The following is a 14,180-nucleotide window of genomic DNA, read 5'->3' as shown; positions in this document are numbered from 1 at the left end:
GCGGGCAACCGCTGAGGAGTCGAGGCAAGATGAACAGGGACAGGATGCGCACGGCGGCCTGCCGCGCGAGGAGGGGACATGCAATCTGATTTCGACGGCGCGGCCGTGGTCTGCGGCGTGGAGGTGCCCTACCGCCGCCAGGCGCCGGAGCACACGACCGGCGATTTGCTCGCGCAGGCGTTTGCACTGGCGCTCGCGCAATCGGGGTTCGATGCGCGCGAGGTGGATGGGCTCGGCGTGGCGTCGTTCACGCTCGCGCCTGATCACGCGATCGACATGGCCTGGCGGCTGGGCATCAGTCCGCGCTGGTGCATGGACGATTGCCACGGCGGCGCGAGCGCGATCAACATGCTGCAGCACGCGATTCGCGCGGTGCAGCACGGCGATGCCTCGGTCATCGTCCTGCTGTCCGGCGACCGCTTCGAGGCCGCCGATTTCCGGCAACTGGTCGAGCACTACAACCTCACGACGCGCACGTATCTGCGGCCGCTCGAGAACGGCGGACCGAACAGCCTCTTCGCGATGCTCACGCAGCGCCACGCGCGGCGCTACGGGCTAGAGGCGCGCGACTACGGCACGTTGTGCGTGGCGCAGCGCGAGTGGGCCGGGCTCAATCCGGGCGCGGTGTACCGCACGCCGCTCACGCTCGACGACTATCTGGCGGCGCCGCGCGTGGCCGATCCGCTCGGGCGCTTCGATTGCGTGCCCGTGGTGTGTGGCGCGAACGCCGTCGTGGTGGCACGCGCGGATCTCGTGAAAACGCAGGCGCGCGCGCCACTCCACGTGCGCGCGCTGCAATGCCGCTACAACCCCGATCATCAAGCGGGCGACGGCCTTGAGACCGGCCTCGCCGCGCTCGCCGATGCGCTCTGGAAGCAGGCCGGAGCCACGCCAGCCGACATCGACATGATCTCGGTCTACGACGACTATCCGGTGATGACGCTGATCCAGCTCGCCGACCTGGGCTTCGCGCCCGACGGCGACCTGCGCGCGCTGATTGCGCGCATCGCGTCGCGCGAGTTGCCGGTGAATACCTCGGGCGGACAGCTTTCGGCAGGGCAGGCGGGCGCGGCGGCCAGCATGCACGGGCTCGTGGAAGCGATCCGGCAGTTGCAGGGCGAGGCGGGTGCGCGTCAGGTGCACGAGGCGCGGCTCGCGCTCGCGAGCGGCTATGGCATGGTGCAGTATCGCTACGGCATGTGTGCGAACGCCGTCGTGCTTGAGAGGAGCCCAGCATGAGCGAGACGGTTCTGGCGATTCAGCGCTGCAATGCCTGCGGCGAGGCCGTGTTTCCGGCGCGCTACCGTTGCCCGCGCTGCGGCGCGGCGCAGTGGTCGAGCGAGCCCACGGCCGGCGGTGCCGTGGAGGAGAGCACGGTGGTGCGGCATCGCGTGGGGGCGGAGGGCGCGGGCGACGTGTACCTCGCCAGCGTGCGCACGCTGGCGGGACCGGTGGTGATCGCACGCAGCGAAACGGCGCTGTGCGCAGGTGACGCGGTGGCGCTCGCCATCGACGACGCCATGCGGGTGTGGGCGCGAGCGCGCTAGACGTCACAACGCGAGCGCCGCGAGCACAGCGCGGGAAGGCGCGGGAAGGCTCAGGCAGGCGTAGGCAGGCGCAGGCAGGCGCAGGCAGGCGCGGCGCGCGCCGCCTGCGCCGCCGTGCGAAAATGCAGCTTTCCCCGGCAGGGCGCCACGCGTCTTGCCGCCTGAGTTTTTGTAGCGATTGAACCGTATGACCGATCCAGCCGACGAAGCGCCGCAGCAGCCCACGGCCTTCGAACTCGTCGGCGGCGAGGCGCGCGTGCGCGAGCTCGTCGACCGCTTCTATGACCTGATGGACCTCGAACCCGAGTTTGCCGGCATCCGCGCGATGCACCCGCAGACGCTCGACGGCTCGCGCGACAAGCTGTTCTGGTTCCTGTGCGGCTGGCTCGGCGGCCCGGACCACTACATCGAGCGCTTCGGCCATCCGCGCCTGCGCGCGCGTCACCTGCCGTTCGCCATTGCTTCATCCGAGCGCGACCAGTGGCTGCGCTGCATGGCCTGGGCGATGGACGACGTCGGGCTGCCCGAGGCGCTGCGCGAGCGCCTGCTGCATTCGTTCTTCGATACCGCGGACTGGATGCGCAATCGTCCGGGCTGATGCAGGGCCCGAGCAGCGAGTGAACCGATTGTTCCGGTAAAAGCGCCGGTACAGTCCGGTGGTGCCGCGCGCACAGTCTGCATTTTGGGCCGGTGCGTGCGTCGCCATAATTCAGGATTCGGGACCCAAGCGAGGATCAGATCCCCATGACGACATCTCCCACCCGCGCACTCTTTCGCGAAGACGCCTATCTCACACAGTGCGACGCCACGGTGATCGCCGTCGGCGAGGACGGCGTACGGCTCGACCAGACCGTGTTCTATCCGCTTGGCGGCGGACAGGCCGGCGACACCGGCGCGCTCGTGCTCGCCGACGGCACGCGCATCGAGATCGCCGACACGCGCAAGGCCAAGTTCGAAGGTGCGACGCCCGACGACGCGCTGCACGTCCCCGCACCGGGCCAGGAGGCGCTGCTCGCGCGCCTCGTTGCCGGCGAGCGCGTGCGCGCGGAGATCGACTGGGCACGCCGTCATCGGCATATGCGCCTGCACACGGCGAGCCATCTGATGTGCGCGGTGCTGCCCTATGCGGTGGACGGCTGCAGCATCACGATGGACTACGCGCGTCTGGACTTCGCGACCGTCGAGCCGATCGAGCGCGAAATGGTCGAGGCGCGTCTGGCCGAGCTGGTGGCGGGGGCGCATCGCGTCGCCACCGAATGGATCACCGACGACGAAATGCTGCAGCGCCCCGAGCTCGTGCGCACGATGAGCGTGAAGCCGCCGATGGGGCTCGGGCGCGTGCGGCTCTTGCGCATCGAGAGTATCGATCTGCAGCCGTGCGGCGGCACCCACGTGCGCAACACCGAAGAAATCGGCCGCTTGCGCGTGGCGAAGCTCGAGAAGAAGAGTGCACGCACGCGCCGGCTCGTGCTGGAACTGGCCGAATGAGCGTCGCGCCGAACGCCGCTCACGCTCACGAGGTGCTCGATCCGCGCGCCCGCGAGGTGCTCGACTTTTGGTTCGGCGTGCCAGGTTCGGAAGCGTTCGGCCGTGAGCGCAAGATGTGGTTCCACAAGGACAAGGCGTTCGACGCGTCCTTGCGCGAGCGCTTCGGCGCGTTGCTCGACGCCGCGCGCTCAGGCGAGCTCGATGCGTGGAGCGCGACGCCCGAAGGCGCGTTGGCGCTCGTGATCCTGCTCGACCAGTTCTCGCGCAACTGCCATCGCGGCACGCCGCACGCGTTTTCGGCGGACGACAAGGCGCTCGGCATCGCGCGCGCGATGGTGGAAAGCGGCGCCGATCTGCGCCTGCCGAGCCTCCAGCACCGCGTGTTCGCGTATCTGCCGTTCGAGCATGCGGAATCGGCCGATGCGCAGCGCGAGTCGTTGCGGCTCTTCGGCGAGCTTGCGCAGGATCCGGAAGCCAAGGGGTACTACGATTACGCGCTGCGCCACGCCGCGGTCATCGAGCGCTTCGGGCGCTTCCCGCACCGCAATGCGCAGCTTGGCCGCCCGAGCAGCGACGCCGAAGCCGCGTTCCTGCGCGAGCCGGGCTCGTCGTTCTAGCGGAAACGCCCTGTGGCGCCGGGCGGCGTTTTTGCAACTGCCCGGCGTTTTTCCCGGCGCTCGTTCAGCGCCCGCCGCTCACGTCGAGCAGGGCGCCCGTCACGTACGACGCCGCATCGCTCAAGAGCCACACGATCGTTTGCGCCACTTCGTCGGCGCTGCCCGGCCGCCCGAGCGGCGTTTGCGCGCCGAGCACGGCCGCGCGCCCGGGCCGGCCGCCGCTCGCGTGGATCTCCGTGTCGATGAGTCCGGGCCGCACCGCGTTCACGCGCACGCCCTGCGGGCCGAGCTCCTTGGCGAGGCCGATCGTCATCGTGTCGATGGCGCCCTTGGAGGCCGCGTAGTCGACGTACTCGTTGGGCGAGCCGAGCCGCGACGCGGCCGACGACACATTGACGATCGCGCCGCCATCGCCGCCGCGGTCCTTCGACATGCGCCGCGCCGCTTCGCGCGCGCACAGGAATGCGCCGTAGACGTTCACGTCGAACATGCGTTTGAGGCGCTCGGCGTCCATGTCGGCGACGCGCGACGAGGGCGCGACGATGCCGGCGTTGTTCACGAGCGCATCGATGCGCCCGTACGCCGATTCGAGCGTATCGAACATCGCGACCACATCGGCTTCGCTGGCCACGTCGCCGCGCAGCACGCGTGCGTGGCCGCCCGCGCGGCCGACCTCGGCCGCGGTTTCTTCGGCAGCCGGTTCGTTGTGCAGATAATTCACGCCCACGGTCCAGCCGTGCGCGCCGAGCAGCCGCGCGCACGCGCGGCCGATGCCGCGGCTCGCGCCGGTGATTAGAACGACCTTGCCCATCTGTCAGTCACCTCCTGTCGACGGGACCGGGTGCTTCAGGTGCCGGCTGGAGAGCTGGCTCCGAGCCTGGGCAGACCCCCTGGCCCCACGCAAAGCTTCTGGACGCGCACCTCGCGAAGCGAAGGGCGCGCAGCCTCAGAGTCGCCCGGGCTCAAACGTTCTCGCGCAGATCCGCCCACTTGTCCTTGGCGGGCGCGTGGTAGCGCTTGAGCTTGCCGATCAGCGCGGCGGGATCGCTGTCGATCTGCAGCAGATCGAGATAGGCCTGGCGCATGAAGCCTTCGCTCACGGTGTGCTCGAGCAGCGCGATCAGCGGGTTGTAGAAGCTGTCGATATTGAGCACGCCCACCGGCTTGTGGTGATAGCCGAGCTGCGCCCACGTGTAGACCTCGAACAGCTCTTCGAGCGTGCCCACGCCGCCAGGCATCGCGACGAAGCCATCGGAGAGATCGGCCATCATTTTCTTGCGCTGATGCATGTCGGGCACGACGTGCAGCTCCGTGAGGCCGTTGTGGCCCACTTCCTTGTCCACCAGCAGCTCGGGAATCACGCCGATCGCGCGGCCGCCATGCGCCATCACGGTGTCGGCGATCACGCCCATCAGGCCCACCTTGCCGCCGCCGTAGACGAGCGCGAGGTTCGCATCGACGAGCGCGCGGCCGAAGGCCTGCGCCGCCTCGTTGTAGACCGGTCGGGCTCCCATCGAGGAGCCGCAATATACGCAGACTGCTTTCATTCGCATCAATCCTTGTTGTCCTTCGTGCTCGCGCCCCCCGTCGTGCCCTCGCGCGGCGGCAGGTAGTCGTAGAACTCGCGCTTTTCGAGCTTGCCCGAGACGAGGTCGTCGAACAGCTGGCGCGCGCGGCCGCGCAGATAAGGCGCCATCAGCGAGACGATCTGCACGCTCACCTGGTGCAGCTCTTCCTGGATCGCTTCCTGGTCGTTGTACTTGCGCGGATTCATCACGAACTGGTACGAGAGCCAGTAGGTGGCAATCACGCCGATATTGGTCGAGATCACGTCGATCTCGGCGGGCGTGGCGACCATCTCGCCGTCTTCCACGAGCTGATCGCAGAACTGCTTCGCGAAGTGCACCTTGTGGCTGATGATCTGCTTGAAGTGCATCTCCAGCGTGCGGTTGCGCGCGAGCAGGTCGTTCAGGTCGCGATAGAGGAAGCGGTAGCGCCACGTGAAATCGACCATGTACTGCAGATACGCCCACATCTCGTCGATGGTGGCGCGATGGTCGTCCGGGAAGCGCAGACGCTTTTCGATCTCCTGCTCGAACTGGCTGAAGATGCTGTTGATGATGTCGTCTTTGTTGCGGAAGTGGTAGTACAGGTTGCCTGGACTGATCTCCATTTCCTCGGCGATGGTCGTCGTCGTGACGTTGGGCTCGCCGATCTCGTTGAACAGCTTCAACGACAGCTCAAGAATCCGTTCGCGTGTACGGCGGGGAGGTTTGGCATCCATGTCGTCCGGCCTTGGAGGTGCGGCGTCGGGCCTGCAACGCTGCCGCATCTGCGAAGCGCCGCCGGCCCGGACGCGGGTGGTCGTTTTTTAAGACTGTCGTTCGATTATAAACCGACGATCCCGGCGCCAAGCCAGCCTGTCCGGAACGCGGGGTATGAGTGCAGCAAGTGGGCTGTCCCTGGCGTGTGCAGGGGCCACGCGCTCAACGCATGCCGAGCCAGTGCAGCAGGGCGGGGCCGAAGCGCGGCACGAGGATCAAGCCCCATGCCATCACGCAGGTGAGGAGCGCGACCGTCACCGCGGCGCTGCCGAGATCCTTGGCGCGGCCCGAAAGCTCGTTGCGCTCCAGACCGATGCGGTCGACGGCGTTTTCGATGCTCGAATTGAGCAGCTCGACGATCAGCACCAGCATGACCGAGCCCAGCAGCAGCACGCGCTCGACCGGTTCGACCGGCACGAACACGCCGATGGGTACGAGGATAGCCGCGAGCGTGAGCTCTTGGCGAAACGCACTTTCTTCGCGGATGGCGACGCGAAAACCCTTGATCGAATATTTGAGCGCGTTCCAGGCGCGCATGATGCCGCGGTTGCCCTTGTAGGGGTTGAACGGCAGCGGGGCGAGCGGATCGTCCGGGCCGAGCGGCTCGTGCAGATGCGCGGGTTCCGGCGGCTCGGGCGGCCCGGGCTGCTGCTGGGGCGCGGCGGCGCCTGCGCTCGCGCGCGCTGTGTTCGCGGCGGCGCCCGCATGCACGGGTGCCGCACCGCCGTGTGTGCTTTGGCGTGCATCGGGGCGAGCGGGTTGCGGCGTGTCGCTATCGTGCGGCGCTGCGGACGCTTTGGAGGGTGACGGGGGACGTGGGGCCATAACAATCGGAGTCGATGCCGCAGTATCGCATGCGTCCTGCCCCGCTGCGCGGGGCGTGGCTGCAAGCGTCTGGCCGCCATCGCCATCGCCGTCGTCTTCGTCGTCGGTGCCGGGAGCGGGGGTGGGGCGTGTCATCGGCTTCGTTGCTGGCCGCGAGCCGCGCTCAGGCGGTTGCGCCCGATTCCTGCATCGTCGTATGCGTGCGCGGCTTCAGATGCGACGCGAACTGCTCGGAAGCGGCCGTCCACGAGAAGCGCTCGGCCCATGCGCGCGCCGCGCCGCGGTCGATCTTGAGCGCTTCGAGACAGGCTTCGCGCAGGTCCTCGTTCATCGCGCCCGCGCCGCCCGCACCGAGCACGTCGATCGGACCCGTGACGGGGTAGGCGGCCACCGGCGTGCCGCAGGCGAGCGCTTCGAGCAGTACGAGGCCGAACGTGTCGGTGCGGCTCGGGAACACGAACACGTCCGCGGCGGCATAGACCTTGGCGAGCTCGGGCTGGCTCAGCACGCCCAGGTAGTTGGCCTGGGGGTAGCGCGACTTGAGCTCGGCGAGCGCGGGGCCTTCGCCGCAGACCCACTTCGAGCCCGGCAGATCGAGCTTGAGGAAGGCTTCGACGTTCTTCTCCACGGCGACGCGCCCGACATAGAGGAAGATCGGGCGCGCGGTGTTGAGCACCTTCGACTCGATCGGCTCGAAGATCTCGAGATCGACGCCGCGCGTCCACAGCACGACGTTCGTGAAGCCGAACTTCTCGAGGTCGGTCTTCACGACGGGCGTGGGCGCCATCACCGCGAGCGAGGGCTTGTGGAACCAGCGCAGGAAGCGGTAGGTGGCCGGGAGCGGAATGCCGAAGCGCGCCTGCACGTATTCGGGAAAGCGCGTGTGATAGGCGGTCGTGAACGGCAGGTCGTGGTCGATCGCGTAGCGGCGCGCGGCGAGCCCGAGCGGGCCTTCGGTGGCGATGTGGATCGCGTCGGGGCGGAAGGCATTGATGCGCGTGTGCAGATGGCGCTTCGGCAACAGCGAGAGCCTGATTTCCGGATACGTCGGGCACGGTATGGTGCGGAACTCGAGCGGCGTGAGCAGTTCGACCTGATGCCCGAGCGCGATGAGCTCGCGCGTGGTGTTCTTCAGCGTTCGTACCACGCCGTTGACTTGCGGCTCCCATGCATCGGTCACGATCATGACTTTCATCGGTCGTTGGCCCTCGGGGTTGGTGTGTTGGGATGGCTCGCGTGATTCACTCAGGCGGCTCGCGTGACTCAGGCCGCGCTCACGCGCGTCTTGCGCGTCACGCCCTGCGCCTCGGGGGCCTGCATCACCGTCCAGTAGACGATGCGCAGCTCGCCCTCGAAGGTTTCGACGAGCGCCGAGAGGCTTTCCACCCAGTCGCCGTCGTTGCAGTAGAGCATGCCGTCGATCTCGCGGATCTCGGCCTTGTGGATATGGCCGCAGACCACGCCGTCGCAGCCGCGCCGGCGCGCTTCGTCGGTCATCACGCGCTCGAACGACGAGATGAAGTTCACGGCGTTCTTGACCTGGTGCTTGAGGTACTGCGAGAGCGACCAGTACTGGAATCCCAGTCTCGCGCGCACGCGGTTGAACCAGCGGTTCAGCACGAGGATCACGGTGTAGGCCGAATCGCCGAGATAGGCGAGCCACTTGGCATGCTGGATCACGCCGTCGAACAGATCGCCGTGCACGACCCACAGGCGCTTGCCGGCGAGCGTCGTATGGAACGCTTCCTCGCGCACGTGGATGTCGCCGAACGCGAGGTTGCAGAACTGGCGCGCGCCTTCGTCGTGGTTGCCGGGGATGTAGACGACCTGGGTGCCTTTGCGCGCCTTGCGCAGGACCTTTTGCACCACGTCGTTGTGCGCCTGCGGCCAGAACCAGCCCTTGCGCAACTGCCAGCCGTCGATGATGTCGCCCACCAGATACAGATACTCCGACTCGTTGTGGCGCAGGAAGTCGAGCAGATAGTTCGCCTGGCAGCCGTTGGTGCCGAGATGAATGTCGGAGAGCCAGATCGTGCGGTAACGATGCGGGGCGGGATGATCGTCGTCGTGGGCGCTCGGAGAAGGCGCGTCATTCAGCGGCGATGGCAGGGGCAGGGTGGGCGTCGCGGCGCCCGGACCGGGATGGAAGGCGGCGGGATCGGCGCCCGGACCGGTGGTTTGCCGGAGTAGTGAGGTCGCGGACGTCTTCTGGGCCATGGCTCGCGCGGCAGGTTGCAATACGCGCATTGCGCCATGGGGGCATGACGTCGCCGTGACAGTCACAAGAAGGTCTTGTTACGCAGTCCTTGCGAGATGCGAGCGGGGCCCGCGAAGCCGCGTGGGGGCTGGCGGCGGCGTGGCTGCCTCGCGCCAACGGCGGCGCTGTCGCGCTGTGCCGTGACGGTTTGATGACGTTGCGGCGCGCAGACGCTCGACTGCGCGCTATTGCGTGTGAGTGCGCTTGATTGCGCGTGGCGATCCGGACTGGCCCTGCGGCTCGCTTTGCTTACCTCGGCACGGCGACGATGCGCGTCCCGGCGATACGATCGTGCAGGAACTGGCGCCCGGGTGCGAAACGCGCGCTGGCGGTCCACACCACGAACCAGACGGCTTCGAGCACGAGCGTGTGCGGCACCGTGAGGTTCAGGAGCGGGTGCAGCGCGAGCGGCGGCAGGAACCACAGCCACGCAGCGAGGTAGCGCAGCGTGGCGCGGGCGACCGAGGGCGGGGCGCCGTCGGGGCCGACCACGCGCAGGCGCCACGTCTTCATCGGCAGGGTCTGCCCGCCGCGATGCCACAAGCCGACGAAATAGACACCGGCCACGAGGGCGATCCAGGCGGCCATCAGGCGATGGTGGGTGTAGCCGTTGCGTTGCTGCAGGACGAGGCTGAACGCGAGGCCCGCGACAAAGATCACGCCGAAGAGCAGCACGCTCTCGTAGAGGAGCGCAGCGAGCCTGCGTCGCACGGTGACGGGCGGTAAGGCTGAGGCGGGTGTTTTGGCTGGCGCCTGGAAGCCGGACTCTGCGCACGCCCCGGGCGATGCGTCAGGCGGCGCTCCATTTGCGGATGGCGAGCGTTGCGCAAGGCTCGCGGCGGGCTCGGTGGCACTGACGTGTTCGGTCACGGGGCGGCGTCGCACTGGCGAAAAGGCGATAAGGGACGGGACACCGTGAGGATAACCGCAAGTGGCGGCCACCGCGAAGGGCAGCGGTGAGTAGAAGCGCTGTGCGCTCAGGACCCCTTGAATGCCGCGGGCGCCTCGGCGGGCGACACGGGCACGGGAATGGCCGGCTCGAAGCTGTCCGCCGCGGGGATGCTGGCCGCGAATGCCGAGGCGGGCGGCGTGACGAGCTGTCCGGAAGTGCCGGGCTGACCCGGCATTGCGGGCGCGGACGAGGGCACGCCGGTCGCGCCCGAGGCGCCTGAAGCCGTGCGCGCACGCACGCGGTGCTCGCGTTCGTTCACGAGCCGCTCGATGTCGCGGATTTCGCTCTTGTTGCCGCTCGGCGGCGCGCTGACCACGGTGCGGCGCTTGCGCTCGCTGGCGGCGAGGCGCTCTTTCTGTTCTTCGGAGAGTTGCTGGTAGGCCTTCCAGGCGCGTTGACGCGCCTGGGCGGTTATCTCCTTGGAGGCCTGATAGTTCTCGCGCGCAACGCGCCGCTGCTCGGGCGTCATGCGCACCCATTCGGTCATGCGTTCCTGCAGGCGCTTTTGCTCTTCAGGCGACATCTTCGGGTAACGCGCAGCGATCTTCAGCCATTTGCGCTTGCGCGCGTCGCTGAAAGTGTCCCATTCGCTGACGAAGGGCGCGAGCGCGACGCGCTGCGCGTCCGAGAGGCGCGCCCAGGAGAGCGGGCTGTCGCTGCCGGGCAACGGTATGGCAGCCGTGGCTTCGGCGGTGGGCGCCTGGGATTGCGCGGGCGCCGCTGCCGCAGAGGGCTCGGCCGCCGGCTCGGGATGAAAGCGCGGATACGTCGCCGCATACGACACGAGTGCCGCGACCACAGATCCAATGACAACGGCCAGGCCGCGCTTGTAGCTCACCCCGTGAATCTCCCGCTTCAGTGCGCGCGTGACAGGTACGCGTTAAACCCGTGGTCGAGGTAGGCCGTGAGCGGCAGGTCGTCGCTCAGCATGGCCGCGTCGATATCGGCGAGTTCCGCAGTGCGTTGTTGGTCTTCGAAATACGCAATGGCGAACAGGCCCGCCACGAGTGCCGCGAGCGGCCAGGCGAGCGCGAAGCGCGCAAGCGCCGAGCGGCGGCGCGGCGCCTTGAGTCCGCCCTGTGCGGCACCGGGCAGCGTGCCCACGCCCGCGGCGGCAAACGACGGCACGCGCACGAACACCGGCTGCTCGGCTTTCTTGTGGCCAAGCGCGGCCTTGCGGGCGGCGGCGAGACGGTCAGTCGTGGCGGCGGGCAGGCTCGCGGCGCTCTCGTCGAGCGCGCGGCGCATCGCCTGCACGAACTCTAAATCTTTATTTTCGAGGGCGGAGCTCATAGCGTGATTCCTTTGGCCTTGAGCGCTTGAGCCAGCGTGTGGGTGGCCCGCGAACAGTGCGTTTTCACGCTCCCTTCGGAACAACCCATGGCGGCGGCGGTTTCGGCGACATCCATATCCTCCCAGTAACGCATGAGAAACGCCTCCCGTTGACGTGCCGGTAATTTCTGGATCTCTTCGTCGATCAGGCTGAGCACCTGCGCGCGCTCGATCTGCTGCTCACTGCTTTCCGCGCCCGCCGATCCCGATTCTGCCTCGAAGGTCTCGAGAATGTCGAATTCGTCGTCCTCCGAGTTGCCGAGCGAGGAAAAGAGGCTCACCCAGGTATTGCGTACTTTCTGCCGACGAAAATAGTCGTGCATCGTATTTTGCAGAATACGCTGAAAGAGCAGGGGGAGTTCGGCGGGGGGGCGGTCTCCGTATTTTTCCGCGAGCTTGATCATCGCGTCCTGCACGATATCGAGCGATGCGTCGTCGTCGCGCACGGCGTAGACCGTTTGCTTGAACGCGCGTCTTTCGACGCCCGCCAGAAAATCGGCGAGTTCCTTATCTGATGCCATCCGTTGCAGGGCGTCGCCAGGCGGGACGCGTAATCGTTTGAAAAATGTCGTAAAACTCGCGGATGCTAGCAAATTTTCGCGCGAGAGGGGTAGCCGGCGGCATGTGCGCTACATCAAGCTACCGTGCCGTTCGCCGCGCGAAAGCCGCTGGGCGGGCTGTTGCGGGCATAGCCTGCGCAAGCCGACGAGCGTGTTGGGCGCCAGTTGGGCATATACGCAACGTTTATGCCCGCTGCTCCAAAAAGCGGCAATTATCGCTTGACCGAACCATGCTGAAACGATATCGTCGATGGTTCGCAACATAAGTGACTTGTCTCAATTCAGGTGTGGCCCATGAGGCTCATCTGTCAACTGGACGCGCCGCTTGAACCCGAGCCACAAGCCCGGCAGAGAGCACCCGATCAATTTTTTGCCGAAAATTCGAAAGGTGAATGATGAATATGCCCAGCGCGGAATTCTCCACGTCGGTCCCCCCTTCGCAAGAATCTGACCCCCAAGCTCATACGTCCATCGGCGGAACCGTGCTGATGAAGGCGCTCGCCGACGAGCAGGTCGAATTCATTTGGGGTTATCCCGGCGGCTCGGTACTCTACATCTACGACGAGCTGTACAAGCAGGACAAAATCCAGCACGTTCTCGTGCGCCACGAACAGGCAGCCGTGCACGCGGCCGATGCCTACTCGCGCTCGACCGGCAAGGTCGGTGTGTGTCTCGTGACCTCGGGGCCTGGCGTCACCAATGCGGTGACGGGCATCGCGACGGCCTATATGGACTCGATCCCGATGGTGATCATCAGCGGCCAGGTGCCTACCGCCGCGATTGGTCAGGACGCCTTCCAGGAGTGCGACACGGTCGGCATCACGCGTCCCTGCGTGAAGCACAACTTCCTCGTGAAGGACGTGCGCGATCTCGCCGCCACCGTCAAGAAAGCTTTCTACATTGCGCGCACCGGCCGTCCCGGCCCCGTGCTGATCGACATTCCGAAGGATGTGTCGAAGACGCCGTGCACGTATGAACCGATCAAAAGCGTCTCGCTGCGCTCGTACAACCCGGTCACCAAAGGCCACTCGGGGCAGATCCGCAAGGCGGTCTCGCTGCTCCTCTCGGCCAGGCGTCCGTACATCTACACCGGCGGCGGCATCATCCTCGCGGATGCGTCGCGCGAGCTGAACCAGTTCGCCGACCTGCTCGGCTACCCGGTCACGAACACGCTGATGGGTCTGGGCGGCTACCGCGCGAGCGACCGCAAGTTCCTCGGCATGCTCGGCATGCACGGCACCTACGAAGCCAACATGGCGATGCAGCACTGCGACGTGCTGATCGCAATCGGCGCGCGCTTCGACGACCGTGTGATCGGCGACCCGGCGCACTTCGCCTCGCGTGCGCGCAAGATCATTCACATCGACATCGACCCTTCGTCGATCTCGAAGCGCGTGAAGGTCGATATCCCGATCGTCGGCGACGTCAAGGAAGTGCTCAAGGAGCTCATCGAGCAGCTCCAGCACGCCGAGCACGGCCCCGATACGGCCGCGCTCGCCGACTGGTGGAAGGACATCGAAGGCTGGCGCGAGAAGAACTGCCTGAAGTTCGACCGTTCGAGCGAAATCATCAAGCCGCAGTACGTGGTGGAAAAGGCATGGGAGCTCACGGGCGGCAACGCGTTCGTGTGCTCGGACGTGGGCCAGCACCAGATGTGGGCCGCGCAGTTCTACCGCTTCAACCAGCCGCGCCGCTGGATCAACTCGGGTGGCCTCGGCACGATGGGCTTCGGCCTGCCGGCGGCGATGGGCGTGAAGATGGCGCACCCCGACGACGACGTGCTGTGCATCACGGGCGAAGGCTCGATCCAGATGTGCATTCAGGAGCTGTCGACCTGCAAGCAGTACGACACGCCCGTGAAGATCATTTCGCTGAACAACCGCTACCTCGGCATGGTTCGCCAGTGGCAGCAGATCGAATACAGCAAGCGCTATTCGCATTCGTACATGGATGCGCTGCCCGACTTCGTGAAGCTCGCCGAAGCGTATGGCCACGTCGGCATGCGGATCGAAAAGACGGCTGATGTGGAGCCGGCGCTCAAGGAAGCGCTGCGCCTGAAGGACCGCACGGTGTTCCTCGATTTCCAGACCGACCCTTCCGAGAATGTCTGGCCGATGGTACAGGCCGGCAAGGGCATCACCGAGATGCTGCTCGGCTCGGAAGACCTCTAACGGTATTTGCACGGCGCCGCACCAACCTCGCGCGGCGCGCGTCCACACAACGGGCGCGCGGGTTCGCGGGGAAGGGCGGCAGCCTCGTCAAACTGGATAAATCGTGG

The 14,180-nt window shown here is 66.8% G+C and carries 16 protein-coding genes; 6 read left to right on the top strand and 10 right to left on the bottom strand.

Features of this window, described 5'->3' with window-relative positions:
- Nucleotides 1-78: 78 nt before the first annotated feature.
- From BO1_RS16780 to BO1_RS16760, 5 genes are all read left to right on the top strand, one after another.
- Complete coding sequence (locus BO1_RS16780; protein ID WP_043285116.1) at nt 79-1,239, top strand: thiolase family protein; 1,161 nt, start codon at nt 79-81, stop codon at nt 1,237-1,239.
- Nucleotides 1,236-1,547, top strand: coding sequence for a Zn-ribbon domain-containing OB-fold protein (locus BO1_RS16775; RefSeq protein ID WP_028218544.1), 312 nt, complete (start codon nt 1,236-1,238; stop codon nt 1,545-1,547). Before BO1_RS16780 ends, BO1_RS16775 begins: the two co-directional genes overlap by 4 nt.
- Before the next feature lie 187 nt (nt 1,548-1,734).
- Nucleotides 1,735-2,145: a group II truncated hemoglobin gene (locus BO1_RS16770; RefSeq protein ID WP_028218543.1), complete on the top strand. Its 411-nt coding sequence runs from the start codon at nt 1,735-1,737 to the stop codon at nt 2,143-2,145.
- Between the two features lie 146 nt (nt 2,146-2,291).
- Entirely contained in the window at nt 2,292-3,035 is a 744-nt protein-coding gene (locus tag BO1_RS16765; protein ID WP_043285114.1) for an alanyl-tRNA editing protein, read from the top strand.
- Complete coding sequence (locus tag BO1_RS16760; RefSeq protein ID WP_028218541.1) at nt 3,032-3,652, top strand: DUF924 family protein; 621 nt, start codon at nt 3,032-3,034, stop codon at nt 3,650-3,652. Before BO1_RS16765 ends, BO1_RS16760 begins: the two co-directional genes overlap by 4 nt.
- A gap of 64 nt (nt 3,653-3,716) precedes the next feature.
- On the opposite strand, the gene BO1_RS16755 is transcribed toward BO1_RS16760, so the two are convergent.
- From BO1_RS16755 to BO1_RS16710, 10 genes are all read right to left on the bottom strand, one after another.
- Nucleotides 3,717-4,463, bottom strand: a complete 747-nt coding sequence (locus BO1_RS16755; RefSeq protein WP_028218540.1) for an SDR family oxidoreductase — start codon at nt 4,461-4,463, stop codon at nt 3,717-3,719.
- Nucleotides 4,464-4,614: 151 nt separating this feature from the next.
- Nucleotides 4,615-5,199, bottom strand: coding sequence for an LOG family protein (locus BO1_RS16750; RefSeq protein WP_028218539.1), 585 nt, complete (start codon nt 5,197-5,199; stop codon nt 4,615-4,617).
- Nucleotides 5,200-5,204: 5 nt separating this feature from the next.
- Nucleotides 5,205-5,936 carry a TetR/AcrR family transcriptional regulator gene (locus tag BO1_RS16745; RefSeq protein ID WP_028218538.1) on the bottom strand — a complete coding sequence of 244 codons (732 nt, stop codon included), beginning with the start codon at nt 5,934-5,936 and terminating at the stop codon, nt 5,205-5,207.
- Nucleotides 5,937-6,138: 202 nt separating this feature from the next.
- On the bottom strand, nt 6,139-6,801 hold the full coding sequence (locus BO1_RS16740; RefSeq protein WP_043285138.1) for a diacylglycerol kinase: 663 nt from the start codon (nt 6,799-6,801) through the stop codon (nt 6,139-6,141).
- A gap of 163 nt (nt 6,802-6,964) precedes the next feature.
- A complete protein-coding gene (locus tag BO1_RS16735) occupies nt 6,965-7,996 on the bottom strand; it encodes a glycosyltransferase family 4 protein (protein WP_028218536.1) in 1,032 nt (343 codons plus the stop codon).
- A gap of 68 nt (nt 7,997-8,064) precedes the next feature.
- Nucleotides 8,065-9,018: a UDP-2,3-diacylglucosamine diphosphatase gene (locus tag BO1_RS16730; RefSeq protein WP_028218535.1), complete on the bottom strand. Its 954-nt coding sequence runs from the start codon at nt 9,016-9,018 to the stop codon at nt 8,065-8,067.
- Between the two features lie 289 nt (nt 9,019-9,307).
- A complete protein-coding gene (locus BO1_RS16725) occupies nt 9,308-9,769 on the bottom strand; it encodes an RDD family protein (protein ID WP_028218534.1) in 462 nt (153 codons plus the stop codon).
- Between the two features lie 266 nt (nt 9,770-10,035).
- A complete protein-coding gene (locus BO1_RS16720) occupies nt 10,036-10,848 on the bottom strand; it encodes a DUF3106 domain-containing protein (RefSeq protein WP_028218533.1) in 813 nt (270 codons plus the stop codon).
- Nucleotides 10,849-10,865: 17 nt separating this feature from the next.
- Nucleotides 10,866-11,303: a DUF3619 family protein gene (locus BO1_RS16715; protein ID WP_028218532.1), complete on the bottom strand. Its 438-nt coding sequence runs from the start codon at nt 11,301-11,303 to the stop codon at nt 10,866-10,868.
- Nucleotides 11,300-11,863, bottom strand: coding sequence for an RNA polymerase sigma factor (locus BO1_RS16710; RefSeq protein ID WP_028218531.1), 564 nt, complete (start codon nt 11,861-11,863; stop codon nt 11,300-11,302). Before BO1_RS16710 ends, BO1_RS16715 begins: the two co-directional genes overlap by 4 nt.
- 434 nt (nt 11,864-12,297) lie before the next feature.
- Between BO1_RS16710 and BO1_RS16705 the strand changes: the two genes are divergently transcribed.
- Nucleotides 12,298-14,073: an acetolactate synthase 3 catalytic subunit gene (locus tag BO1_RS16705; protein ID WP_028218530.1), complete on the top strand. Its 1,776-nt coding sequence runs from the start codon at nt 12,298-12,300 to the stop codon at nt 14,071-14,073.
- The last annotated feature ends 107 nt before the right edge of the window (nt 14,074-14,180 follow it).

Origin of the sequence: Paraburkholderia oxyphila NBRC 105797 (assembly GCF_000685075.1) — a bacterium.
Classification (GTDB): domain Bacteria; phylum Pseudomonadota; class Gammaproteobacteria; order Burkholderiales; family Burkholderiaceae; genus Paraburkholderia; species Paraburkholderia oxyphila.
Note: the sequence above shows the minus strand (reverse complement) of the source record. Positions and strands in the feature narration are given on the sequence as shown.